Origin of the sequence: Gaiella occulta (assembly GCF_003351045.1) — a bacterium.
Classification (GTDB): Bacteria; Actinomycetota; Thermoleophilia; order Gaiellales; family Gaiellaceae; genus Gaiella; species Gaiella occulta.
In genome coordinates this window covers 487479-510074 of record NZ_QQZY01000002.1, presented here as the reverse complement: position 1 = coordinate 510074, position 22596 = coordinate 487479, and the positions used below count along the sequence as shown (strand labels likewise).

The window sequence follows — 22596 nt, the reverse complement described above, 5'->3', positions numbered from 1 at the left end:
GCGCGCGCGTCGTGTCGAAGAAGCGCTGACCGTCAGGCGTCGATCGCCAGCCGCAGCGACCGCACGTAGTCGTGGAGAGGCGCCGGCCCGCCCTCGGCCACCTGGAGCGCCCGCGACCCCACGACGACGCCGTCCGTGAGCTCCGCCGCCGCCCGTGCCTGCTGCGGCGTCGAGATGCCGAAGCCCGCGTAGAGGGGCACGTCCGTGAGCGCGCGGGCCCGGGCGGCGAGGCCGGCGAGCGCGTCCGACAGCTCGCTGCGCGCACCGGTCGTGCCGGTGAGCGTGACGAGGTAGAGCCAGCCGTCCGTCTCGCGCGCGGCGAGGGCGATGCGCTCGTCGGTGGAGGTCGGGGCGACGAGCTGGACGCGGCGCAGCTCCGGCCGCGAGCCCGCGGCGGTGTCGGCGACGATGAAGCTCGTCGCGCCGGCGGCGCGCGCGTCGGCCTCGAAGCGCCCCCAGCCGTACGCCTCGAGCAGCGACGCGTACGTCATCGGGATGAGGGGCGTGTCGCCGACGAGGGCGCGCGTCGCGGCGAGGCACTCGAGGCACGCCGCCGTGCGCATGCCCGCCGCGAGCGCCTTCTCGGCGGCCGCCCGGATGACGGGGCCGTCGGCGAGCGGGTCGGAGAACGGGAAGCCGATCTCGACGATGTCGGCGCCGCCGGCCACCGCCGCCTGCGCCAGCGCGGGGGTGCCGGCGCCGGCCATCAGGTAGATGACGAGCGTCTTGGCGCTCACGATCGCGCCCCGAGCGCGGCGAGCGCCTCGGCGAGGTCCTTGTCGCCGCGGCCCGACAGGCACACGGCGATGAACTCGGCGTCCAGGTCGGCGGCGCGCGCCAGCGCGTGCGACGACTCGAGCGCGGGGATGATCCCCTCCGTGCGGGAGAGCCGCTGGAACGCCTCGAGCGCCTCCTCGTCGCTGCAGGTGATGTACTCGGCCCGGCCGCTGTCGCGCAGGAACGCATGCTCGGGCCCGACACCCGGGTAGTCGAGCCCGGCGGAGATCGAGTGTGCGTCGGCGATCTGGCCGTCGCTGTCGGCGAGGATCGACGAGCGCGACCCGTGCAGGACGCCTGTGCGCCCGCTGCCGAGAGAGGCGGCGCCGGCCGCCTCGACGCCGATCAGCCGCACGCCGGGATCGTCGATGAAGCCGGCGAACATGCCGATCGCGTTCGAGCCGCCTCCGACACAGGCGACGACGGCCTCGGGCAGCACTCCCTCCGCCTCGAGCAGCTGCTCGCGCGCCTCGCGGCCGATCACCGCCTGCAGCTCGCGCACGATCTCCGGATACGGGGCCGGGCCGACGCACGATCCGATCACGTAGTGGGTCGTGTCGACGTTCGTGATCCAGTCGCGGATGGCCTCGCTCGTCGCCTCCTTCAGTGTGCGCGTGCCGAACTCGACCGGGACGACGGTCGCGCCCAGCAGCCCCATGCGCTCGACGTTGGGCGCTTGCCGCCGCATGTCCTCCGAGCCCATGAAGACGACACACTCGAGCCCGAAGCGCGCACACGCCGTCGCCGTGGCGACGCCGTGCTGTCCCGCTCCCGTCTCGGCGATGACCCGCGTCTTGCCGAGCCGCCGCGCCAGCACGACCTGGCCGAGCGCGTTGTTGATCTTGTGCGCGCCGGTGTGGTTGAGGTCCTCCCGCTTCAGGTACACGCGCCTGCCGGGCGCGAAGCGCGACGCGAGCGTGATCGGCGACGGGCGGCCGGTGTACGTGCGCCCGAGCTCCTCGATCTCGGCGCGGTAGGCCGGATCGCGCCTGGCGGCCTCCCACGCGCCCGCCAGCTCGTCGAGCGCGGGGATCAGCGTCTCGGGGACGTAGCGGCCGCCGTAGGGTCCATATGTCTCTGTGTGATCTGTCGCGCTCATCGACGGGCAGCCTCCACGAATCGTCGTACTCTGGCGTGATCCTTGATGCCGGGCGCGGACTCGAGCGACGAAGCCGCGTCGACCGCCCACGGCTGCACCGCCGCGATCGCCTCGCCGACGTTGGCCGGGTCGAGCCGTCCTGCGAGCACGACACGGCCTTCGGCCTCGGCGGCGCGCGCCCAGTGGTCGGGGTCGGTGCCCTCCCACGGCAGGTCGAGCACGCGGGCAACCTGCTCGCCGCCGCGCAGGAGCGCGGCCTCGCGGCCGCGCACCTTGCCGGCCTCGACCGTGTGCACCTGGTCGAGGTCGGCGCCGGCGTCGCCGGCCTCCCCGACCCAGACCGCCACCGACAGCATCCCGTCGGGCACCTCGAGCACGGCGTGCGCGGCACGCGGGCTCTCGGGCACGAGGACGAAGCCCGCCATGTCCGCGCCTGCCTCGGCGGCGGCGTCGACATCCTCCTGACGCGTGAGCCCGCACACCTTCACGAGCGGGCGCGAGAGCAGCTCGCGGAGCTTCGCCGCCGGGTCGGCTGCCCGCATCAACGCCGAGCCGACGAGGATCGCGTCCGCGCCGGCGAGCTCGGCGGCCGCGCCCTGGGCGCGCGTGTGCACGCCGGACTCGGCGATCACGATGCGGTCGCGTGGGACGCGCGCCACGAGCTCGAGCTGGGTGCGCCGGTCGATCGCGAACGTCGAGAGGTCGCGTGCGTTGACCCCGAGCACCGGCGCGCCGAGCGCGATGCCGCGGTCGAGCTCCTCGCCGTCGTGCGCTTCCACGAGCGTGTCGAGGCCGAGCGCGGAGGCGACCCGCAGCAGGTGCGCCGCCTGCGCGTCGTCGAGGTCGCGCAGCAGCAGCAGCGCCGCGTCGGCGCCGGCCTCCCGCGCCGTGCGCAGGTGCTCCTCGGTCGAGAAGAAGCCCTTGGCGAGGAGCGGCGCGTCGGTCGCGGCGCGGGCGGCGCGGAGGTCGTCCCACGTGCCGCCGAAGCGCGCGTCCACGAGCACCGAGATCACCGCCGCGCCCGCCGCCGCGTACGCGGGCGCGATCAGCGCGGGGTCGGCGCCGGGGCGGAGGTCGCCCGCCGAGGGGGAGCGTCGCTTGATCTCCGCGATCGCAGCGAGGCCGGGAGCGGCGAGCGCGTCGTCGAAGCGCCCCATCAGATCGCCTCCCTGGAGAACGCCACGAGCGCGTCCAGGCGCGCCGACGCGGCACCCGAGTCGATCGTCTCGGCGGCGAGGCCGATCCCCTCGCCGAAGTCGCCCGCGACCCCGGCGGCGACGAGGGCGCCGGCGGCGTTCAGGAGCACCGCGTCGCGCCGGACGCCGCGCTCGCCGCCGAGCACGGCCCTGATCGTCGCCGCGTTGTCGGCGGCCGAGCCGCCGCGGAGCGCGGCAGGGTCGCCGGGGTAGATGCCGAGCGAGCGCGGGTCGAGCTCCCACTCGCGCACGTCGCCGTCGATCACCTCGACGACGAGGCTCGTGCCGACGGGGGACAGCTCGTCGATGCCGCCCTCGCCGTGCACGACGAACGCGCGCCGCGCGCCGAGCCCGGCGAGCGTCGCCGCGTAGATGCGGGCGAGGCCGGCCGAGTAGACGCCGAAGACGCCGTCGCGCGCGCCCGCGGGGTTCGCCAGCGGCCCGAGCACGTTGAAGACGGTGCGCGTCCCGAGCTCCTGCCGCACCGGCGCCGCGTGGCGCATCGCCGGATGGTGGGCGCGCGCGAACATGAAGCCGAAGCCGAGCTCGTCGATCGAGCGCGCGATCCGCCCGGCCGTCTGCTCGAGCTCGATGCCGAGCTCCTCGAGCACGTCGGCCGACCCGCACGCCGAGCTCGCCGCGCGGTTGCCGTGCTTGGCCACGGCCGCTCCCGCGGCGGCCGCGACGAGCGCCGCCGCGGTCGAGATGTTGAACGTCCCCGCTCCGTCGCCGCCCGTGCCGACGACATCGACGAGCGGGGCGCGCGCCGGCCGCACGGGCACGACGTGCTCCCGCATCGCCTCGGCGAAGCCGGTGATCTCCTCCGCCGTCTCCCCCTTGGCGCGCAGCGCCACGAGCAGGCCGCCGATCTGCGCCGGCGTCGCCGCGCCGTCCATCACCGCGCCCATGACGGCGCGCGCGTCCTCGCGCGAGAGGTCGCGGCCGTCCACGAGCGTCGCGATCGCCGACTGGATCATGCGAGGAAGTTCCTCGCCATCAGCGGCCCGTCGGGCGTGAGGACGCTCTCGGGATGGAACTGGACTCCCTCGATCGGGAGGCTGACATGGCGGACGCCCATCACCTCCCCGTCGTCGCTGCGCGACGTGACCTCGAGCGCCGGCGGCACCTCGAGCGCCGCCAGCGAGTGGTAGCGCCCCGCCTCGATCTCCCGCGCAAGCCCTGCGTAGATCCCCTTGCCGTCGTGGTGGACGGTGCTCGCCTTGCCGTGCAGCAGTGCCTTCGCCTGGCCGACGCGGCCGCCGAAGGCCTCGACGATCGCCTGGTGGCCGAGGCATACGCCGAGTGTCGGCGTCGTCGCCCCGAGCGCCCTGATCATCTCGACCGAGACGCCCGCGTCGGCGGGCCGGCCGGGACCGGGGGAGACGACCAGCCGGTCGAACCCGCCCGCCAGCGCCTCCTCGACCGTGATCGCGTCGTTGCGCACCGTCACGACATCCGCCCCGAGCTCCTCGAACAGGTGCACGAGGTTGTACGTGAACGAGTCGTAGTTGTCGATCATCAGGACTCTCACGTCCCCGGCCCCCTTTCGCTCCCGCGAGTTCTCACTCGAGCTCCTTCTCGGCCAGGTCGATGGCCGCCTCCAGCGCCGCCAGCTTCTTCAGGCACTCCTCGTGCTCGGATGCCGGATCCGAGTCTGCCACGACGCCGGCGCCCGCCTGCAGGTGGGCGACGCCGCCCGTCATCACGATCGTGCGCAGCGCGATGCACGCGTCCATCGTGCCGTCCGGCAGCGCGTACAGCACGGCGCCCGCGTAGGGACCGCGCCGGAAGCCCTCGAGCTCCGAGATGAGCTGCATGGCGCGCACCTTCGGCGCGCCCGAGACGGTGCCGGCGGGGAAGCACGCGCGCAGCACGTCGAACGGGCCGACGCCGTCGCGCAGCTCTCCCACCACCTCGGAGACGAGGTGCGAGACGTGCGAGAAGCGCTCCACCTCCATGTCGCGCGCGACGCGCACGGTGCCGGCCCGGCACACGCGCGAGAGGTCGTTGCGTCCCAGATCGACCAGCATCACGTGCTCGGCACGGTCCTTCGCCGACGAGAGCAGCCGCTCCGCGTCGCCCTCGCTCGGCTCCGTCGTGCCGGCGATCGGGCACAGGCTCGCGCGGCCGCCGTCGGTGGCGACGAGCCGCTCCGGCGACGAGCCGACGAGCGCGACGCCGTCGAGGTCGAGCAGGAACAGGTAGGGCGACGGGTTCACGCGCCGCAGCGCCCGATACACGTCGAGCGGAGAGGCGGACGTCGGCCGCTCGGCGCGCTGCGACGGCACGCACTGGAACACGTCGCCCGCGACGATGTGCTCCTTCACCGCGCGCACCATCTCCTCGTAGCGCTCCCGGTCGGGCACACGCGTCAGCGGCCCGGCCGTCCCGCGCGTCTCGCGGTGCCAGGGGATGCCGGCGTCGAGGCGCCCGGCGATCTCCTCGGCGTCGCCCGCGAGCACCTCCGCCACGCCGGCGCCGTGGTCGAAGCGGACGAGCGTCTCGGCGACGACGAGCCGGCTCTCCGGCAGGTCGCGGCCCGCGGCCGGCAGCGGCACCGTCGGCTCGAGCCGCGCGACGTGGTCGTATGCGAGATACCCGACGACCGGGAGCCCGAGCGTCTCGGCCTCGTCGAAGCCGACGATGCGCGAGCCGGCTCCGATCCACGAGTTGCGTCCGAGGCGCCCGCGCTCGACCGACTCGAGGATGAAGCTCGCGCGGCCCATTGCGCGCAGGCGCAGGTAGGCCCCGAGCGGGGTGAGCAGGTCGGTCGTGATCGTCGTCGTCGGCACGGTCCTCCTGAACGAAAAAGACCTCCGCCTGGAGGTCTCGGGCAAAACGGGTCGGCTGCTCGCTCTAGCGCGCGCTCCCGCTTCGCCCACGGCGCCACCAGGCCCAGGTGCGAGCGGAAGTCGTCACGTCCGAGAGCCTAGCCGCTCGCCGCCTGCCGCGGCAAGGCGTCCGTCTCAGACACCGCGCGGGGCTGCGTCATCGAGCACCGACCGCATCAGATCGCGGATCGAGAGGATCCCGACCACCGAGCCGCCGCTCACGACGGGCAGATGGCGGAAGCCGCCGTGGATCATGAGCACGGCGGCATGCTCGGTCGTGTCGTCCGGCTCGATCGTCTCCGGGTGCGGCGTCATGAACTCCGCCACGGTCGCGCCGTCGGCCCGCCCCCGTGCGACGGCCCGGAGCATGTCCCGTTCCGTGAACACGCCGGTCAGGCGTCCCTCCTCGAGCACGAGCGCCGCGCCCACGCCGCGCTCGTCCATGCTGCGCGCCGCCTCGTCGAGCGGCGTCGACGGGTCGACGCTGAGCAGGTCGGTCGCCATCTGTTCGGAGACGGGCGGCATCGTCCTGCGAGTCTACGGGCGCGAAGGCGCCGGGGCCAGCGGCAACCGTCCGAGACACACGCGAGGAGCCGGCGCTGTCCCGTGCGGCGCTGCTCAGACGCAGGCGCGGCGGCGGGTCTCGTGCGGCGCCTCGCCGAAGCGGCGGCGGTAGACGTGCGCGAAGCGCCCGAGATGCGCGAAGCCCCAGCGATACGCCGTGTCCGTGACCGACGCGCCCGATTCGAGCAGATCGGCGTGCGCGCGGTCGAGCCGCACGTCGCGCAGGTAGGCCAGCGGCGTCTTCCCGATCGTGCGGCGGAAGCCCTCTTGCAGCGAGCGTACGCTCACCCCGCAGGCCGTCGCGATCGCTCCGACCGTGAGCCGCTCGCCGGCGTGCGCCTCGATGAACGCGGCTGCGTCGCGGACGTGGCGCGGCCCGGGCGCCGCGGCACGCGCCCGCAGCGCCGCCGAGTAGTTGCTCGGCAGGGCGTAGAGGAGGAGCGTCGAGAGCAGATCCTCGAGCGGCCCGACGCCGAGCCCTGCGTTCGTGGCGCTGTCCGCCGCCTCCGCCTCGGCCATGGCGAGCCCGAGCGCCGCGCGCCAGCGCGCCCCCGCCGCGCCCGAGACGTCGAAGCCGAGCGGGAAGCGGAGCGGCTCGGTCAGCGGCCGCTCGAGCAGCGCGCGCAGGCGGGCCTCGAGCCAGTGCCGCTCGAACCGCACGATCACGTGCGGCGTCTCGCGGGCCCACTCCATCGCCAGCGGCTCGTCGGGATGCGGCACGGAGGCGAGCGCGGCCGTTGAGAGGATCTCCTCGCTGCCGCAGCGGGTCAGCGCCTGTCCGCGGAGCGGCATCTGCACGAGGTAGAAGGAGCCGAGCGGGCCGGGGTCGATCTCGACGGCGCCGCCGTAGTCGAGGTACGAGAGCGTCAGCGCCCCGACGCGGGCGACATGCTGGCGCGCGTCCAGCGTGCGCTCGCCGCGACCGAGCGTGAGCCGGTGGTCGCAGAACACGCGGGCGACATGCGCGCGCGTCTCGTCCAGATCCGTCGAGTGGAAGAGCTCGTGGGTGGCAAGCGGGAGCGCGGCTGACATGTCTGCGCGATCTGGACGATCGGCTGCGTGAAGAGGATAGTCGGGTGCGCCGCGAGTTTCTACTGTTGCGGCGCCGCCGGCGTTCTCTCTCTCCGACCCGTCCTGAGCTTGGAGGTGCGATGAAGGGTCTCGAACACAGGGTCGCCATCGTCACGGGAGGCTCGACGCTGATCGGGCAGGCGGTCGTGCGGGAGCTGCACGGGCACGGCATGTCGGTCGCGGTCGCGGACATCGACGCGGAGCCGGGCGAGGCGCTCGCCGCGGAGCTCGGCGATCGCGTGCTGTTCCGGCGCACCGACATCACGCAGGACGCCGACGTCGCCGCCTGTGTCGAGGCCACCGTGGAGCGGTTCGGCGGCGTCGACGCGCTCGTCAATCTCGCCTGCACCTACCTCGACGAGGGGTTCGCCTCGCCGCGGGCCGACTGGCTCGCCGCGCTCGACGTCAACGTCGTCAGCGCCGTGGCGATGGCGCAGGCCGTGCACCCGCACATGAGGGCGCGCGGCGGCGGCGCGATCGTCAACTTCGCGTCCATCTCCGCCGACGTGGCGCAGACGGGGCGCTGGCTCTACCCGGTGAGCAAGGCCGCGATCGTGCAGCTGACCCGCAACATGGCGATGGACCTCGCCGCGGACGGCATCCGCGTGAACGCGGTCTCGCCCGGGTGGACGTGGTCGAAGGTGATGGTCGAGCTGACGGGCGGCGACCGCGCCAAGACCGACCGCGTAGCGGCCCCGTTCCACCTCCTCGGCCGCGTCGGCGACCCGGAGGAGGTCGCGCACGTGGTCGCGTTCCTGCTCTCGGACGACGCGAGCTTCGTCACCGGTGCCGCCTGGGCGGTCGACGGCGGGTACTCGGCCATGGGCCCCGAAGGCTCCGTCGCCGCGATTCCAAAGCTGATGGAGTAAAGGAGAAGACATGGCGAGGATCACGATCGTGGGGGGCGGCCAGTCCGGCCTCCAGCTCGGCATCGGTCTCGTTCGGAACGGCTACGACGTCACGGTCGTCTCCGACCGCACGCCGGAGCAGATTCACGACGGCCGCGTCACCTCGAGCCAGTGCATGTTCGCGAGCGCCCTCGACAACGAGCGCGCGCTCGGGATCGACTTCTGGGACGACACGTGCCCGCCCGTCGAGGGCATCGGCCTCGCAGTGCCGCATCCGGAGCTGCCCGGCGAGAAGGCGATCGACTGGGGCGCGCGGCTCGACCGGCCGGCGCAGTCCGTCGACCAGCGCGTCAAGTTTCCGCGCTGGATGGAGCACTTCGAGTCGCTCGGCGGCAAGCTCGTCTTCCACAGCGCAGGCGTCGACGACATGGAGCGCTACGCGGCAGACAGCGATCTCCTGGTCGTCGCCGCCGGCAAGGGCGACATCACGCGGCTGTTCGAACGGGATCCGCAGCGCTCGCCGTTCGACCGGCCCATGCGCGCCCTCGCGCTCACCTACGTGACGGGGATGACGCCGCGGCCGGAGTTCTCCGCCGTCTGCTTCAACATCGTCCCGGGCGTGGGGGAGTACTTCGTCTTCCCTGCGCTGACGACGAGCGGGCCGTGCGAGATCATGGTCTTCGAGGGTGTCCCGGGCGGGCCGATGGACTGCTGGGGCGACGTGACGACGCCCGAGCAGCACCTCGCGAAGTCGAAGTGGATCCTCGACACGTTCATGCCGTGGGAGGGGGCCCGCTGCCGGGAGGTCGAGTTGACGGACGCGAACGGGATCCTCGCCGGGCGCTTCGCGCCGACCGTGCGCAAGCCGGTGGGCGTGCTGCCGTCGGGTCGCCCCGTGCTCGGCATGGCCGACGCGGTGCTCCTCAACGACCCGATCACGGGCCAGGGCTCCAACAACGCCTCGAAGGGCGCGGCGGTGTACCTGCGGCGGATCCTCGAGCGGGGCGACGGCCCCTTCGACGCGCCGTGGATGCAGGAGACGTTCGAGCAGCTGTGGGCGTACGCCGGGAAGGTCGTCGGCTGGACGAACGCACTCCTGCTGCCGCCGCCGCCGCACGTCTTGAACGTGCTCGGCGCCGCGGGGCAGTTCCCCGCCGTTGCTCACCGCTTCGCCAACGGCTTCGACAACCCGCCGGACTTCTACGACTGGTTCATGGATCCCGCGAAGGCCGACGCCTACCTCGCCGAGGTCGCAGCGGCATGATCCCCGCGCTCCTCGACGAGCTCCTGCGCGCGTCGGCGCCGCCGGGGAGCGAGGAGGACGTGATGGCGGTCGTGCGCCGCGAGGCCGCCGCGTTCGCGTCGGTCGAGAGCGACGTCCACGGCAACACGATCGCGCGCGTCGCCGGCAGCCCGGGCGGGCGTACGCTCGCGCTCTTCGCGCATGCCGACGAGAGGAGACCCGGCGTGGACCGACCTACGACTCGACGTCGGCGTGGCGCTCGTGTTCGACGTCACCTTTGCGGCCGACGTCCCGGGCACCGACGCGGGGGAGTGGGGGAACTCGCGCCTCGGGGCGGGGCCGACCGTCTTCCGCGGCCCGACGATCCACCCGGCCGTCGCCGCGGGCCTGCGTGCCGCGGCCGCCGCAGCAGCGATCGGCTACACGATCGAAGCCGGGGGCAGCACGTGGTCGGACTCCGAGGCGGTGCAGGAAGCGCTCGCCGGCACCCCGGTCGGCCTCGTCTCGGTGCCGCTGCGCTCCATGCACACCCCGAACGAGATCGTGCAGCTGTCGGACGTCGACGCCGCCTCGCGCCTCGCCGAGGCGTACGTGCGCGCGTTGCCGCTCGACGTGTCGTTCGTCCGCTAGCTGCGAGGCGGCGGGCAACGCTCGTGGCTCCGAGCCACGAGCGGGGGTGTCGCGCGGGCGGGGAAGCGGCTCCCAGGTGCGGGGGCGGCCGCCGACGGTAGGCTGACGGGATGAGCCGATCCGTCATCGTCTCGGCCGTTCGCACGCCGTTCGGCAGGCTCGGCGGCGGCCTCGCGAAGCACCGGGCGACCGAGCTCGGCGCCGTCGCGATCAGGGCCGCGCTCGAGCGGTCGGGTATCGACCCTGCCGAGGTCGGCTACGTCGTCATGGGACAGGTGCTGCAGGCGGGCGCCGGGCAGGCGCCCGCGCGGCAGGCCGCCGTCGGCGCCGGCATCCCCAGGGAGGTGCCGGCCGACACGATCAACAAGGTGTGCGCCTCGTCGATCCGGGCGCTCGAGATCGCCGACCTGATGATCCGCGCGGGGCAGCACGACGTCGTCGTCGCCGGCGGCATGGAGTCGATGTCGAACGCGCCCTACCTGCTCCCGAAGGCACGCTTCGGCTACCGGCTCGGCAACGGCGAGGTGGTGGACCACATGGTGTTCGACGGCCTCACCTCGACCTTCGACGGCGACCACATGGTCGTGCAGGCGTCGCGCGTCTCGCGCGAGCTCGGGATCACGAGAGAGGAGCAGGACGAGTGGGCGGCACGCTCCCATGCCCGTGCCGCCGCGGCGCAGGACGCGGGACGCTTCGACGACGAGATCGTCGCCGTCGCAGACGTCGTCGCGGACGAGAGCGTCCGCCGCGACACGACCCTCGAGAAGCTCGCCGCGCTGAAGCCGGTGTTCGACCCGGAGGGGACGACGACGGCCGGGAACGCGCCCGGCGTCAACGACGGCGCGTCCTGCGTGATCGTGTGCTCCGAGGCGTACGCGGCACGGCGCGGGCTCGAGCCGCTGGCGGCGATCGTCGCCCAGGGCACCGTCGCGGACGACTTCGCCTACCTGGCCCGGACGCCCGCGAAGGCCGCGGCGGCCGCGCTCGCGCAGGCGGGACGGACGATCGGCGACGTCGCCCGTGTCGAGATCAACGAGGCCTTCGCCTCGGTCGCCAGGAACTCGACGCGCATGCTCGGCGCCGACGAGGAGATCGTCAACGTGAACGGCGGCGCCGTCGCGCTCGGCCATCCCATCGGCGCCTCGGGCGGCCGTATCGTCGCGACGCTCGTGCACGAGCTGCGCCGCAGCGGCGGCGGTCTGGGGCTCGCCGCGATCTGCTCGGGCGGCGGGCAGGGCGACGCCCTGCTGCTCGAGGCGTAGCGCCATGCGGGGGGCCGTTGCCCTGGTCGCGTCGACGGTCGCGCTCGTCACGAGCGGCGAGGCCGCGGCCTACACGTGCCCGCAGACGCTGTTGAAGGAGCGGATCGACCAGGCGCAGGCGGTGTTCGTCGGCCGCGCCACCGCATCGAGGCCCGTGCCCGGCGCGGGGATCCCGCAGCGGATCGTCACGTTCCGCGTCGACCAGGAGGTGAAGGGCGACGTCGGCGCCACCGTCGACGTGCGGATCCCGGTGCGCCCCGAGAACGGCGGGCAGCGCATCCCCCTCGACGTCGCGGCGGGCATCCTCGCCTCGCCCGTCGACGGCACGCTCTTCACGACCCGCTGCGGCGTCACCGATCCCGGGGCCGTGCTCGCAACGGTGGACGAGCCGCGCGGAAACGCGATCAAGCTCCTCATCGGCATCCTCATCCTCGCCGCGGTGCTCGGCTACTCCGTGCGGCGGGTGAGGCGCAAGCAGGCGGCGGCCGGCCGCGGTAGCCTCGCGCCGTGAGCTTCGAGCGCGTTCTCGTCGTCGGGGCCGGGCAGATGGGCGCCGGCATCGCTCAGGTCGTCGCCGCCTCGGGCCGCGACGTGCTGCTGCACGACCCCTATCCCGGCGCCGTCGAGCGCGGGCTCGGCGCGATCCGCACGAGCCTCGAGAAGCTCGCGGACAAGGGTGGCCCGCCGCCGGACGAGGTGCTCGCGCGGCTCACGCCCGTGGACGCGCTGACGCCCGCCGACCTCATGATCGAGGCGATCGTCGAGGATCGGGACGCCAAGGAGGAGCTGTTCCGCGCCGCGGACGGGGTGCTGCCGCCGCAGGCAGTCCTCGCCTCGAACACCTCCTCGATCCCCATCACCTCACTCGCGGCGGTCACGTCGCGGCCGGAGCGGGTGATCGGCATGCACTTCTTCAACCCGGTGCCGGTGCTGAAGCTCGTCGAGGTGATCCGGGCCCTGCAGACCTCCGACGAGACGGCCGCCGCCGTCGTCGGGCTCGCACGCGATCTCGGCAAGGTGCCGGCCGAGGCGAACGACTACCCCGGGTTCGTGTCGAACCGCATCCTGATGCCGTTCGTCAACGAGGCGGCCTACGCGCTCATGGAGGGTGTTGCCGAGGCCGAGGCGATCGACACGATCGCGAAGCTCGGGTTCGCGCACCCGATGGGCCCGCTCGCGCTCGCCGACCTGATCGGGCTCGACACCTGCGTCGCGATCATGGAGGTGCTGCAGCACGGGCTCGGCGACCCGAAGTACGCACCGTGCCCGCTGCTGCGGCAGTACGTCGCCGCCGGGCGGCTCGGCCGCAAGAGCGGCCGCGGCTTCTACGACTACGCCTGAGGCCGCGGAAACGGCGAGGAGCAGGAGAAACGCCGGCGGAGCCGCGTCCCCGCCCGACTATACTGCCGCCGGCATGGACTTCTCGCTGACCCCCGACCAGCGCGAGATCCAGGCACTGGCGCGAGAGGTCGCGGATACGGAGATCGCACCGTATGCGGCCGAATGGGACCGCCGGCACACGTTTCCGCGCGCGACGATCGACCGGCTCGGCGAGCTCGGCCTGATGGGCGTCTGCGTGCCGGAGGAGCTCGGCGGCGGGGGCGCCGACTTCCTCTCGTACATCCTCGTGCTCGAGGAGCTGTCGCGGGCCGACGCCGGCGTCGGCGTCACGGTGGCCGTGCACACGAGCGCCGTCACGCTCCCGATCGTCGCCTTCGGCAGCGAGGAGCAGCGGCGACGCTTCGTGCCCGACCTCGCGTCCGGCCGCGCGATCGGAGCGTTCGCGCTCACCGAGCCCGACTCGGGGTCGGACGCGGGGGCGCTGCGCACGTCCGCCACCCGCGTCGGCGACGGCTGGTCGATCACCGGCTCGAAGCAGTGGATCACGAACGGCAGCCACGCGTCGACGTTCCTCCTCTTCGCGCGCACCGACCCGTCCACGAGCGGGCCGCGCGGCATCAGCGCGTTCCTGCTCGACGGCGACCAGATCGAGGTGACCCGGGAGGAGGAGAAGCTCGGGCTTCACTCGTCCTCGACCGCCGACATCCGCATCGACGGGGCACATGCCTCCCGCGACCGGCTGCTGCACGAGGAGCATCACGGGTTCACCGTCGCCATGCGCACGCTCGACGGAGGCCGCATCGGCATCGCGGCGCAGGCGGTGGGGATCGCGCAGGCGGCATACGACGCGGCGCGCGCGTTCGCCGTGGAGCGGCGCCAGTTCGGGCGCCGCATCGCCGACTTCCAGGCAATCCAGTTCAAGCTCGCGGACATGGCGACGGAGATCGACGCCGCCCGCTGGCTCACCTACCGCGCCGCGTGGCTCAAGCAGAGCGGCCGGCCGCACAGCGCCGAAGGAGCCAAGGCGAAGCTGTTCGCCTCGCGCACGGCGGTGGCGGTCACCCGGGAGGCGGTGCAGGTGCTCGGGGGCTACGGCTACACCCGCGACTTCCCGGTCGAGCGCCTCTACCGCGACGCCAAGATCACCGAGATCTACGAGGGCACGAGCGAGATCCAGCACATCGTGATCGCACGCGAGCTGCTCTCCCGCCAGGTCGAGGCGACGCGCGAGCCGGGCTCGGGCGGATAGGCTCACGGCGTGCCCCGCTCGGCCGACGAGCCTGTCCGCCTGACGCGGATCTACACCCGCGGCGGCGACGCGGGGGAGACCTCGCTCGGGGACGGCTCGCGCGTCTCCAAGCTCGACCGCCGCATCGCCGCCTACGGCGGCACCGACGAGCTCAACGCCCACCTCGGCGCCGTGCTCGCCGGCGACTGCCCCGCCGCGCTGCGCGCCCCGCTCGAGCGCATCCAGAACGAGCTGTTCGACGTCGGCGCCGACCTGTCCGTCCCGTGGGGGATCGAGGGGCGGCTTCGCGTCGAGCAGAGCATGATCGACGAGCTGGAGCGGCTGTGCGACCGCTTCAACGAGCCGCTGCCCGAGCTCAAGAGCTTCGTGCTGCCCGGCGGCACCGAGGCGTCCGCACGGCTCCACGTCGCGCGCACGGTCTGCCGCCGTGCGGAGCGCGAGACGCTGCTCGCCGCCGGCGAGCACGACGTCAACCCGCTCGTGCTCGTCTACCTGAACCGCCTCTCCGACCTGCTGTTCATCATGGCGCGCGCGGCGAACGCGCTCGCCGGAGCCGGCGAGCCGCTCTGGAAGCCCGGCGCGTCACGGTAGCGGGATCGATCTCGCCGGGGCAGGATCGCACCCGGCGGGGCTGAACGCAGCGGAGATGCACGTGAGCAGGCCACTTGCGGGCGCTGCCTGGGCGACGCTCGCCGCCTCCTGCTTCGCCGTCTTCGGCATCACGGTCGAGGCCGCCGTTGCAGCCCTGGGCTGCGCGGTGCTCGTCGCCGTGACCGTCACCGACCTCGAGCGGCGCATCGTGCCGAATCGCATCGTCGTGCCGGCGCTCGCCGGCGCGCTCGCCGTCCAGACGCTACGCGACCCGGGGTTGGAGCCGGCTCTCGCCGCACTCGGGGCGGGCGGGTTCTTCCTGCTCGCCGCGCTCGTGTATCCCGCGGGGATGGGAATGGGCGACGTCAAGCTGGCGGCGTTCCTCGGCGCGTGGCTCGGGGTCGACGTCGTCGTGGCGCTGTTCGCCGCCTCCGTGTTGTCGCTCGTCCCCGCGATCGCGATCCTCGTCCGCGCGGGCGCGGCAGGGCGCAAGGTGGGAATCCCGTTCGCGCCCTTCCTCGCCGCCGGAGCCGTGGTCGCCCTCTTCCTCGGCGAGCCGCTGCTCGACTGGTGGCTGCGCCCGTAACGGGCCTCGCCCGCCTTCAGGCTTCCGGTGGGTCGGGCGTCCCGGCCGGCTCGAGATAGGCGTACGAGCGCGCGTCGCCCGGGAGCGGTGCGCTCCCGGCGCGGACGACCCGGAAGCGCTCCAGGTCGACCTCGATCTCGCTTCCCACCGCGGGCGCAGGGCCGGAGCTCTCGACCATGCGGTAGCGCTCGCCGGGCACGAAGAGCACGTGCGTGTCCGCGCGGGCCTCCGTGTGCGCCTGCGGCATCCCCTCGATGCCGAGGCCTCCGGCGACGGCGGCGACCGCCTGCGTGAGCGCGCCGCGGCCCGCGCTGACGGCATCCCGTTCCGCCGCCAGGGCAGCCTCGCGGGTGGCGAGGTCATGCGTCGCTGCCTCCACCTGCGTCTCCCGCAGCGCGAGCTCTCGCTCCCGCTGCTCGAGGTCGACGAGGCGGCTCTCGCGCTGCAGCAGCGCGGCCTGGGCGGCGGCGAGGGAGCGGCGTGCCGCCTCCGTCTCGGCCACGAGCTGCTCGAGGCTCAGCTCGCGCGCGTCCAGCTGCGCGGCGCGCGCGAGCAGGTCTGCGACCTGGCGCTCGCTCTCTGCCAGCTTCCGCTCCCGCCCGGCGAGCGTCTCCGCGATGCGGTCGAGGGCGGCTTCGCGCTCGGCGAGTGCCGCCTCCTTGCGTTCGGCTGCGGCACGGCGCAGCTCGACGGCGCCGAGCTCTCGCCTGCGCTCGGCGAGCTCCCGCTCGCTCGCGGCGAGACGCTCGTCGCGGTCCCCGAGCTGCCGCGCGAGCAGCGTCAGCTCGGCGTGGCGCTCGTCGAGTTCTGCGGAGCCGTGCCGGAGCATCTCCTCGACGGCGGCACGCAGCCGGGCGGTCTGCTCCTCGCGCCGCTCGAGATCGGCGATCGTCCTCGCAAGCTGCTCGCTGCGCTCCTCGATCTCCCGGCCGCGCTCGGCGATCAGCGCCTCCACGTCCGTGCCGTGCCCGTCGGTGGCCGCGAACAGGCCGCGGAGGCGGTTGCGCAGACGCTCGTCCGGGGCTCTGCGCCCCGGCCAGTGGTCCCACTCGCGATCCCTACGGGGCTGTCCCTGCATCACGTGGCTCCTCGGACGGTCGCGCCGGCGGCCCGCCTACCTAAGCCGTCGAGTTCGGAGCCGTGCCGCCGGCGCCCCTTGCGATTCGACGGTCTGACGGGCGCTCCTGCCTCACGAGTGCTCGCACGTGTTCCGGGGCCCGCGCGGCGACCGGCCGTTGCCCGACCCGCCGGGGGCTCGCGGCCCGAGGGCTTCGCCCGGGGTGACTACTTCGGTCGGGGCTTGGCGAGGGTGCGGCTCGGGACGGAGCCACGCGCGCCGAAGTCCATCGTGATGATCCACACCGGCCCTTCGCCGAATGTGCCCGTCGACGACGGGGCGCGGACGGCGCCGACGCCGACCTCGCGCCAGCGAACGCCGAGCAGGATCTCGCGGTGCGGCGGCGAGGCGAGCCAGGACGCGAGCGCGGCGTCCGCGTCGACCGCGGCCGTGTTGTAGAGGAGGTTCTCCCCGACCGACCACGCGCCGCCCGGCATCGGCGGGTAGAAGCGCTTGATGCGATCCGAGAACGGTGTCCCGTCGGCGGAGGAGTGGGCGAAGAACCCGCCGGCGGCCATCGCCTTCGAGTGCATGACGGCGGACGCGTCGAGCGCGCGGGAGACGCTCAAGGTCGCGAGGCCACGGCTCCGCCGCAGCTGGTTGAGCTTCGAGAAGATGCCCTGCTCGAGGCCGGGGAGCCTGACCGCGCTCGTCTCGGCGCGTGCCGACGCTCCCGACGTCCCGGCGACAACGCCGCTGAGCGCGAGCAGGAGCGCGCCGATGACTGCCGTCCGCCGCATGCTTGGGAGAGCCATCGGTCGGAGCGGCGACCGGCTCGTTCCCTCGAACGAGGGTCGGCGAGCGTACCGGAGAGCGAACCCGGATCGACCGTGCCGTGGGGGCGGTCGATCCGGGACGAGGCCTCGTGCCGGCGACGAAGCGTCGTCCTGCGCCGGCGCTAACACTTCCCGCCTCGTCGGCGTCTACCCTTGCGGTATGGCGGTGACCCCCGAGCGGCGCTCGTTCCTTGCGTCACCGCGCAACCAGCGCTACGCGCTGTGGACCGGGATCGTCGTGCTCGTCATCGGGGCCGCCGCGTTCACGTTCGCGTTCTTCCGCAACACGGGCAACCCGGCGGAGACGTTCTCGAACAAGCCGGCGGACATCTTCAAGCCGCAGAAGACGGTGAAGGTCGACCCGGCCGCCCGCCGCGTCGCCGGGGAGTTCATCAAGACCGCCGTCGCGCGCAAGGATCTCGCCGCCTCGTACGACCTCGTGCATCCGGAGCTGCGGCAGGGCTTCACGAGGAAGCAGTGGGAGACGGGGAACATCCCGGTCGTCTTCTACCCGACGGGCGACATCCAGATCGCGACGTTCAAGGTCGACCGCTCGTACAAGCGCGAGGTCGTCCTGCAGGTGTTCATGGTCCCGAGGCCGGGATCCGGCGTCAAGCCCGCGATCTTCTTCATCGGACTCAAGCGCGTCGGCGGCGACGACGGGCCGTGGAAGGTCTTCTACTGGGTGCCGCGCTACCGGCCCGCGGTTCCCGACCCGGGCTAGCGCGCCCGATGTCGTACCGCGCCCGGCGTCGCCTCGTCGTCCTCGCCGCCGCCACCGCCGCCGCGGGCGCGCTCGTCCTCACGGCGACCTTCTTCTGGAACACGGCCGGCACGCGCGAGACGTTCTCGGGCGGGCCCGCGCAGATCTTCACCGCCCCTGCCGAGCGCACGCTCACCGCGGGCGAGCGGGCGGCTCTCGTCTCCGTGGCGCAGCGCTTCGTGTCGACCGCCGTCGCGCGCGACCATCCCGAGCGCGCGTTCGACGTCGTCACGGCGACGCTGCGCGGCGGCCTGTCACGGAAGCAGTGGGCGAGCGGGGAGATCCCGGTCGTGCCCTACCCGGTCGACGGCGCCCGCTGGAAGGTGCAGTACGCCAACGAGGAGGCGGTCGGCCTGCTCGTGCTGCTCTACCCCGCCGGCGGCGCGCGCGAGCAGCCGACCGTGTTCACGATGCGCGTCGTCCCACGCAGGCTCGGCGATGCCACCCGCTGGCTCGTCGACGCCTGGGGTCCGCAGGGAGGCCCGCAGCCGCCGGCCGGGCGCACCTCGAGCTCTCCCGCGGACGCGCTTGCCGGCATCGCCTCCGGCGAGCTCGAGCGCGTGTCGACGCAGGCGAGCACGCTGTGGCTCGCGATCCCCGTCGCGCTCCTGGGTCTCGTGTTCGTCGTGCCGATCGTGTTCCTCGTGCGCGAGCGGCGCGCGGAGCGACGGATGCGGCGCCGCCTCGGCGCCCGCACGCCGTAGCTCAGACCGGTGTCTCGAGCCCGTCGTAGGCGAGCTCGAGACCCTCGTCGAGCGGCAGCTCGTACGGGCGGTGCGTGATCAAGAGCCTTCGCGCGCCGGCGCGCTGCGCCGCCGCGACCGCCTCGGCGGCGCAGAGATGTCCCCGCGGCACGCCGTCCGCGGCGGCGTCGCGCAGCGTCGCCTCGCACAGGAACAGGTCGGCGTCGCGCCCGAGCTCGGAGAGGGCATCGGTCGGCCCCGTGTCCGCCGAGTAGGCGAGCGTCGCCCCGCCGGCCTCCACGCGCGCGCCGTACGCGGGCATGCGGTAGTGGAGCATCGGCGCCATCGTCAGCGTCAGCGCGCCGACGGCGAACGGCGCCTGCGGCGCGTATTCGCGCGCTGCGAACACCTGCTCGAACATGCTCGCGAAGCCCAGCCTGCTGCCGTGGTCGGCGAGCGCCGCCCTGCCGCCGGGGGGAAGCCAGAGCGCGGGAGGCGTATGCCCGCCGGCCTGGAACATCGATCCCCACACCCAGGGAACGAGGTCTCCCCAGTGGTCGAGATGGAAGTGCGAGATCACGATCGCGTCGGGGGTCGGCCAGGGCTCGGCCTCGCGCAAGCGGGCGAGTACGCCCGGCCCGCAGTCGAGCAGCACGCGCGTCCCGTCCGACTCCACGAGGTATCCCGACTGCGCCCCGCCGGGGTTGGGCCACGCCGGCGAGCAGCCGATGACGGTCAACTTCACGCTCGTATACTGCCCTCGTGGATCGGAAGATACGCGTGGTGATCGCCAAGCCCGGCCTCGACGGTCACGACCGCGGCGCCAAGATCATCGCCCGCGCGCTGCGCGACGCCGGCATGGAGGTGATCTACACCGGGCTCCACCAGACCCCCGAGCAGATCGTCGAGACGGCGGTCCAGGAGGACGCCGACGCGGTCGGGATCTCGATCCTCTCCGGCGCCCACATGACGCTCGTGCCGCGCATCCTCGACGGGCTGCGCGCGAACGAGGCGGACGACGTGCTCGTCGTCGTCGGCGGGACGATCCCGGACGACGACGCCGACGAGCTGAAGCAGCTCGGCGTCGCGGCGGTGTTCACGCCGGGCGCGCCGACGAGCGAGATCGTCGACTTCCTCCGCGGCGCCGTCGGCGCCTGACGTCCGCCCCGGCGCCGCAGATCGGCCGTCAGCCGTGCCGGACGCGGTCGACCGCGAGCGCGCCCGGGGCGCCGGCCATCATCTCGGGCGACACCGGCGCCGGCACCGTGATCACCGTCAGCCGCGTTGCGGCGCGCGACGCGGGCGCCCGAGGCGTGAGGGTCGCGAGCTGTGCCGCCGCCGACTCGTCGAGCTGTGCGCCGTCGGGCACGGCGAGCTCGACCGAGCGTGGAGCGATCGCCGTCCAGCGTCCGCCGGGCCACACCCGCACGGCGGTGACGGAGAGCTCGAGCACTCCCGCGCCCGCGGAGACCGGCACGCCCCTGAGCCCGAGCGCGACCTTCCGCGCGGGGTTCGCCGGGAGGGGGAACAGCAGCCGCGTCGCCGCGTTGAGGGACGGGAACGGGTTCACGTCGGCGCCGCCATTCGGATGCACCTCGAAGTGCAGGTGGTAGGTGCCTTCCGCGTCGCCCGAGTCGCCGTTGTAGCCGATCTGCTGGCCCGCCTTCACCTTCGCGCCGTCTTCGAGGCCGTCGGCGTACGCGACGCCGGGCACGCACGCGCCGCGGTTGTCGCGCCGTGGCGTGAGGTCGTTGTTGAGGTGGACGTAGAGGTAGGTGGTGCCGCTCGCGCCGTGGAGGTAGAGCATGCAGCCGGCGCGCGCCGAGCGCGTCCAGAACGTCACGGTGCCGTCCTCGGCGGCGACGGCGGGCGAGCGCCAGGTCGTGAGGATGTCGTTGCCGGCATGCTCGGCGTTGGCGCGCGGGTCGCGGTAGTCGTCGCCGTAGCGTGCGGCTCCGACGATCGGGAACACGATCGGCACGACGCGCGCCGCCCTCCTCGCCGTCGCCGGACCGTCGCGCGCCGTCGACGCTGACGCCGCACCCGTGCAGAGGGCGGCGAGGAGGAGGAGAAGGAGAGCTCCTCGGGCTGTCGTCCGGTGGCGTCGCATAAGGCTCCGGTTCGCGCTCGAAGCGGTGACCCTACCATGCGCGCGCGGACGCACGGCCCGTCGTCGCCTGTGCGCACTCGCCGCTGCGGCGGTCGTTAGAGTCTCGGCCATGAAGATCGCCGTCTGTGTCAAGCAGGTCCCGGACGCGACCGCCGCGAAGCGGCTCGACCCGGTCACGCGGCGCCTCGACCGCTCGGGCGAGAGCGCGCTCAACGCCACCGACGTCAATGCCGTCGAGGAGGCCCTGCGCATCAAGGAGGCCGCGGGCGGCGAGGTGGTCGTCGTGTCGCTCGGCCCCGAGAAGGCGCTGGACTCGCTGCGCAAGGCGCTCGCGATGGGCGCCGACCGCGCCGTGCTCGTCTCCGACCCGGACGCCGCCGGCTCCGATCTCGTGGCGACGAGCTACGTGCTCGCGAAGGCGCTCGAGCGCGAGAGCGCCGACCTCGTCCTGTTCGGGCAGCAGTCGTCCGACTCCGACGGCGCCGTGCTGTGGGCGGCCGTCGCCGAGCGGCTGCGCCGGCCGATGGTCTCGCAGGTCGCCGAGCTCACCGTCGACGGCGGCTCGGTGACCGGCAAGCGCCAGACGGAGTTCGGCTACGACGTCATCTCCGCGCCGCTTCCGGCCGTCGTCGCCGTCTCCGACGCCATCAACGAGCCTCGCTACCCGTCGCTCAAGGGGATCATGAGCGCGAAGTCGAAGCCGACCGAGACGCTCTCCCTCGCCGACATCGCTGTCGAGGCCGACCGCGCGGGCGCGGCCGGCTCGCGCACCACGGTGATCGCGCTCGCGCCGCCGCCGCCGAAGGGCGACCAGATCAAGCTCGAGGACGACGGCAGCGCCGCCGAGCGGCTCGTCGAGTTCCTCGCGGAGAGGAAGCTGCTATGACGCTCGTGTTCCTCGAGCATCACGACGGCGAGCTGCAGAAGGGCGGGCTCGGCGTTCTCGCCAAGGCCGCATCGCTCGGAGGCGAGGTGGCCGCGGTCGTCGTCGGCCACGGCGTCCGCGCCGCCGCTGCCGCCGCAGGCAACTACGGCGCCTCGACCGTGTACGTGGTCGACGACCCGGCGCTCGAGGCGCCGCTGCCGCAGCCGCGCGTCGACGCGCTCGAGGCCGTGGTGCGCGCCTCCGGCGCGGAGAACGTCCTCTTCGCCGCTTCCGTCCTCTCCGCCGACGTCGCCGCAGGGCTCGCGGCGCGGCTCGACGCCGGCCTCAACTGGGACGTGACCGACCTCGCGCTCGACGGCGGCACGCTCGTCGCCAAGCGCCCGGCACTCGGCGACACCGTGCTCGTCGACGTGGGATGGACGAGCACGCCGCGCATCGCGCTCGTCCGCTCCGGCGCGTTCGAGGCCGTCGAGACGGGCGGCACTGCGACCGTGCAGGAGGTCGCCGCCGAGCTGCGCGACTACTCGACGGCGGCGCGCATGGTCGAGCAGGCCCACGAGCAGTCGAGTGGGCCGTCGATCGAGGACGCCGACGTGATCGTCGCGGGCGGCCGCGGGCTCGGCGCCCCCGAGGGGTTCAGGCTCGCCGAGGAGCTCGCGGAGGCGCTCGGCGGAGCCGTCGCCGCCACGCGCGCGGTCGTCGACGCCGGCTGGTACCCGTACTCGACCCAGGTCGGGCAGACGGGCAAGTCGGTGTCGCCGAGGCTCTACATCGCGCTCGGTATCTCCGGGGCGATCCAGCACAAGGTCGGCATGCAGAGCTCGGGCACGATCGTCGCGATCAACAAGGATCCGAACGCGCCCATCTTCGACTTCGCCGACTTCGGCATCGTGGGCAAGGTCGAGGACGTCGCGCCCAGGCTCGCCGAGCTCGTGCGCCGGCGCAAGGCCTAGGTGGGACGGCGATCCGCGCC

General features: G+C 73.6%; 26 protein-coding genes. 14 read left to right on the top strand and 12 right to left on the bottom strand.

What is annotated here, in order from left to right; translation table 11 throughout:
• Positions 1–32 precede the first annotated feature (32 nt).
• The 8 genes from trpA to Gocc_RS06135 all read right to left on the bottom strand — a co-directional run bounded on the left by trpA (position 33) and on the right by Gocc_RS06135 (position 7499).
• Positions 33–737, bottom strand: a complete 705-nt coding sequence (gene trpA, locus Gocc_RS06170; protein WP_114795637.1) for a tryptophan synthase subunit alpha — start codon at positions 735–737, stop codon at positions 33–35.
• Positions 734–1876 carry a tryptophan synthase subunit beta gene (trpB, locus tag Gocc_RS06165; RefSeq protein WP_114795636.1) on the bottom strand — a complete coding sequence of 381 codons (1143 nt, stop codon included), beginning with the start codon at positions 1874–1876 and terminating at the stop codon, positions 734–736. The genes trpA and trpB overlap by 4 nt, the downstream gene beginning before the upstream one ends.
• A complete protein-coding gene (locus tag Gocc_RS06160) occupies positions 1873–3033 on the bottom strand; it encodes a phosphoribosylanthranilate isomerase (protein WP_114795635.1) in 1161 nt (386 codons plus the stop codon). Before Gocc_RS06160 ends, trpB begins: the two co-directional genes overlap by 4 nt.
• The gene (trpD, locus tag Gocc_RS06155; protein WP_114795634.1) at positions 3033–4049 is read right to left on the bottom strand and encodes an anthranilate phosphoribosyltransferase; all 1017 of its coding nucleotides are present in this window, start codon (positions 4047–4049) and stop codon (positions 3033–3035) included. The genes Gocc_RS06160 and trpD overlap by 1 nt, the downstream gene beginning before the upstream one ends.
• Positions 4046–4591, bottom strand: a complete 546-nt coding sequence (locus Gocc_RS06150) for an anthranilate synthase component II (protein WP_114795633.1) — start codon at positions 4589–4591, stop codon at positions 4046–4048. The genes trpD and Gocc_RS06150 overlap by 4 nt, the downstream gene beginning before the upstream one ends.
• 43 nt (positions 4592–4634) lie before the next feature.
• Positions 4635–5864: an anthranilate synthase component I family protein gene (locus Gocc_RS06145; protein WP_220150474.1), complete on the bottom strand. Its 1230-nt coding sequence runs from the start codon at positions 5862–5864 to the stop codon at positions 4635–4637.
• Between the two features lie 174 nt (positions 5865–6038).
• Entirely contained in the window at positions 6039–6428 is a 390-nt protein-coding gene (locus Gocc_RS06140; RefSeq protein ID WP_114795632.1) for a CBS domain-containing protein, read from the bottom strand.
• 93 nt (positions 6429–6521) lie between these two features.
• Positions 6522–7499 carry an AraC family transcriptional regulator gene (locus Gocc_RS06135; protein ID WP_114795631.1) on the bottom strand — a complete coding sequence of 326 codons (978 nt, stop codon included), beginning with the start codon at positions 7497–7499 and terminating at the stop codon, positions 6522–6524.
• Positions 7500–7618: 119 nt separating this feature from the next.
• Here Gocc_RS06135 and Gocc_RS06130 point away from each other — a divergent pair, with 119 nt between their 5' ends.
• From Gocc_RS06130 to Gocc_RS06085, 9 genes are all read left to right on the top strand, one after another.
• On the top strand, positions 7619–8407 hold the full coding sequence (locus Gocc_RS06130) for an SDR family oxidoreductase (protein ID WP_114795630.1): 789 nt from the start codon (positions 7619–7621) through the stop codon (positions 8405–8407).
• Positions 8408–8417: 10 nt separating this feature from the next.
• On the top strand, positions 8418–9650 hold the full coding sequence (locus tag Gocc_RS06125; RefSeq protein WP_114795629.1) for a styrene monooxygenase/indole monooxygenase family protein: 1233 nt from the start codon (positions 8418–8420) through the stop codon (positions 9648–9650).
• 180 nt (positions 9651–9830) lie between these two features.
• Positions 9831–10259: a zinc-binding metallopeptidase family protein gene (locus tag Gocc_RS06115; protein ID WP_114795627.1), complete on the top strand. Its 429-nt coding sequence runs from the start codon at positions 9831–9833 to the stop codon at positions 10257–10259.
• Positions 10260–10369: 110 nt separating this feature from the next.
• Positions 10370–11521, top strand: coding sequence for an acetyl-CoA C-acetyltransferase (locus tag Gocc_RS06110; RefSeq protein ID WP_114795626.1), 1152 nt, complete (start codon positions 10370–10372; stop codon positions 11519–11521).
• A gap of 4 nt (positions 11522–11525) precedes the next feature.
• The gene (locus tag Gocc_RS06105) at positions 11526–12032 is read left to right on the top strand and encodes a hypothetical protein (protein WP_114795625.1); all 507 of its coding nucleotides are present in this window, start codon (positions 11526–11528) and stop codon (positions 12030–12032) included.
• A complete protein-coding gene (locus Gocc_RS06100; RefSeq protein ID WP_114795624.1) occupies positions 12029–12862 on the top strand; it encodes a 3-hydroxyacyl-CoA dehydrogenase family protein in 834 nt (277 codons plus the stop codon). Before Gocc_RS06105 ends, Gocc_RS06100 begins: the two co-directional genes overlap by 4 nt.
• Positions 12863–12935: 73 nt before the next feature.
• A complete protein-coding gene (locus Gocc_RS06095) occupies positions 12936–14111 on the top strand; it encodes an acyl-CoA dehydrogenase family protein (RefSeq protein ID WP_114795623.1) in 1176 nt (391 codons plus the stop codon).
• Between the two features lie 9 nt (positions 14112–14120).
• Positions 14121–14702 (top strand): cob(I)yrinic acid a,c-diamide adenosyltransferase, encoded by a 582-nt coding sequence (locus Gocc_RS06090; RefSeq protein ID WP_114795622.1) that lies wholly within the window; start codon positions 14121–14123, stop codon positions 14700–14702.
• A 61-nt stretch (positions 14703–14763) separates the two neighbouring features.
• On the top strand, positions 14764–15288 hold the full coding sequence (locus Gocc_RS06085) for a prepilin peptidase (RefSeq protein WP_181813419.1): 525 nt from the start codon (positions 14764–14766) through the stop codon (positions 15286–15288).
• 16 nt (positions 15289–15304) lie between these two features.
• Here Gocc_RS06085 and Gocc_RS06080 read toward each other — a convergent pair whose 3' ends face one another.
• Complete coding sequence (locus tag Gocc_RS06080) at positions 15305–16366, bottom strand: coiled-coil domain-containing protein (RefSeq protein ID WP_114795620.1); 1062 nt, start codon at positions 16364–16366, stop codon at positions 15305–15307.
• A gap of 206 nt (positions 16367–16572) precedes the next feature.
• Positions 16573–17145: a CAP domain-containing protein gene (locus Gocc_RS06075; RefSeq protein ID WP_181813418.1), complete on the bottom strand. Its 573-nt coding sequence runs from the start codon at positions 17143–17145 to the stop codon at positions 16573–16575.
• Positions 17146–17341: 196 nt separating this feature from the next.
• Between Gocc_RS06075 and Gocc_RS06070 the strand changes: the two genes are divergently transcribed.
• Together Gocc_RS06070 and Gocc_RS06065 are read left to right on the top strand one after the other, a co-directional pair.
• Entirely contained in the window at positions 17342–17905 is a 564-nt protein-coding gene (locus Gocc_RS06070) for a hypothetical protein (RefSeq protein ID WP_114795618.1), read from the top strand.
• An 8-nt stretch (positions 17906–17913) separates the two neighbouring features.
• Positions 17914–18648: a hypothetical protein gene (locus tag Gocc_RS06065; protein ID WP_114795617.1), complete on the top strand. Its 735-nt coding sequence runs from the start codon at positions 17914–17916 to the stop codon at positions 18646–18648.
• Between the two features lies 1 nt (position 18649).
• On the opposite strand, the gene Gocc_RS06060 is transcribed toward Gocc_RS06065, so the two are convergent.
• Positions 18650–19372, bottom strand: a complete 723-nt coding sequence (locus Gocc_RS06060) for an MBL fold metallo-hydrolase (RefSeq protein ID WP_114795616.1) — start codon at positions 19370–19372, stop codon at positions 18650–18652.
• 17 nt (positions 19373–19389) lie between these two features.
• On the opposite strand from Gocc_RS06060, the gene Gocc_RS06055 reads away from it, so the two are divergent.
• Positions 19390–19785 carry a cobalamin B12-binding domain-containing protein gene (locus tag Gocc_RS06055; RefSeq protein WP_114795615.1) on the top strand — a complete coding sequence of 132 codons (396 nt, stop codon included), beginning with the start codon at positions 19390–19392 and terminating at the stop codon, positions 19783–19785.
• A 28-nt stretch (positions 19786–19813) separates the two neighbouring features.
• Here Gocc_RS06055 and Gocc_RS06050 read toward each other — a convergent pair whose 3' ends face one another.
• On the bottom strand, positions 19814–20608 hold the full coding sequence (locus Gocc_RS06050) for a M23 family metallopeptidase (protein WP_147281197.1): 795 nt from the start codon (positions 20606–20608) through the stop codon (positions 19814–19816).
• Positions 20609–20846: 238 nt separating this feature from the next.
• On the opposite strand from Gocc_RS06050, the gene Gocc_RS06045 reads away from it, so the two are divergent.
• Together Gocc_RS06045 and Gocc_RS06040 are read left to right on the top strand one after the other, a co-directional pair.
• Entirely contained in the window at positions 20847–21623 is a 777-nt protein-coding gene (locus Gocc_RS06045) for an electron transfer flavoprotein subunit beta/FixA family protein (protein WP_114795613.1), read from the top strand.
• Positions 21620–22576 carry an electron transfer flavoprotein subunit alpha/FixB family protein gene (locus Gocc_RS06040; RefSeq protein WP_114795612.1) on the top strand — a complete coding sequence of 319 codons (957 nt, stop codon included), beginning with the start codon at positions 21620–21622 and terminating at the stop codon, positions 22574–22576. The genes Gocc_RS06045 and Gocc_RS06040 overlap by 4 nt, the downstream gene beginning before the upstream one ends.
• The last annotated feature ends 20 nt before the right edge of the window (positions 22577–22596 follow it).

Excerpts from the sequence above, each read along its gene's own strand:
- Gocc_RS06045 (WP_114795613.1), top strand. The coding sequence starts at position 20,847 with ATGAAGATCGCCGTCTGTGTCAAGCAGGTCCCGGACGCGACCGCCGCG.
- Gocc_RS06115 (WP_114795627.1), top strand. The coding sequence starts at position 9,831 with ATGCCGACGAGAGGAGACCCGGCGTGGACCGACCTACGACTCGACGTC.
- Gocc_RS06135 (WP_114795631.1), bottom strand. The coding sequence starts at position 7,499 with ATGTCAGCCGCGCTCCCGCTTGCCACCCACGAGCTCTTCCACTCGACG.
- Gocc_RS06125 (WP_114795629.1), top strand. The coding sequence starts at position 8,418 with ATGGCGAGGATCACGATCGTGGGGGGCGGCCAGTCCGGCCTCCAGCTC.
- trpB (WP_114795636.1), bottom strand. The coding sequence starts at position 1,876 with ATGAGCGCGACAGATCACACAGAGACATATGGACCCTACGGCGGCCGC.
- Gocc_RS06080 (WP_114795620.1), bottom strand. The coding sequence starts at position 16,366 with ATGCAGGGACAGCCCCGTAGGGATCGCGAGTGGGACCACTGGCCGGGG.
- Gocc_RS06130 (WP_114795630.1), top strand. The coding sequence starts at position 7,619 with ATGAAGGGTCTCGAACACAGGGTCGCCATCGTCACGGGAGGCTCGACG.
- Gocc_RS06140 (WP_114795632.1), bottom strand. The coding sequence starts at position 6,428 with ATGCCGCCCGTCTCCGAACAGATGGCGACCGACCTGCTCAGCGTCGAC.
- Gocc_RS06065 (WP_114795617.1), top strand. The coding sequence starts at position 17,914 with ATGTCGTACCGCGCCCGGCGTCGCCTCGTCGTCCTCGCCGCCGCCACC.
- Gocc_RS06160 (WP_114795635.1), bottom strand. The coding sequence starts at position 3,033 with ATGGGGCGCTTCGACGACGCGCTCGCCGCTCCCGGCCTCGCTGCGATC.
- Gocc_RS06070 (WP_114795618.1), top strand. The coding sequence starts at position 17,342 with ATGGCGGTGACCCCCGAGCGGCGCTCGTTCCTTGCGTCACCGCGCAAC.
- Gocc_RS06040 (WP_114795612.1), top strand. The coding sequence starts at position 21,620 with ATGACGCTCGTGTTCCTCGAGCATCACGACGGCGAGCTGCAGAAGGGC.
- Gocc_RS06110 (WP_114795626.1), top strand. The coding sequence starts at position 10,370 with ATGAGCCGATCCGTCATCGTCTCGGCCGTTCGCACGCCGTTCGGCAGG.
- Gocc_RS06105 (WP_114795625.1), top strand. The coding sequence starts at position 11,526 with ATGCGGGGGGCCGTTGCCCTGGTCGCGTCGACGGTCGCGCTCGTCACG.
- Gocc_RS06150 (WP_114795633.1), bottom strand. The coding sequence starts at position 4,591 with ATGATCGACAACTACGACTCGTTCACGTACAACCTCGTGCACCTGTTC.
- Gocc_RS06095 (WP_114795623.1), top strand. The coding sequence starts at position 12,936 with ATGGACTTCTCGCTGACCCCCGACCAGCGCGAGATCCAGGCACTGGCG.
- Gocc_RS06075 (WP_181813418.1), bottom strand. The coding sequence starts at position 17,145 with ATGCGGCGGACGGCAGTCATCGGCGCGCTCCTGCTCGCGCTCAGCGGC.
- trpD (WP_114795634.1), bottom strand. The coding sequence starts at position 4,049 with ATGATCCAGTCGGCGATCGCGACGCTCGTGGACGGCCGCGACCTCTCG.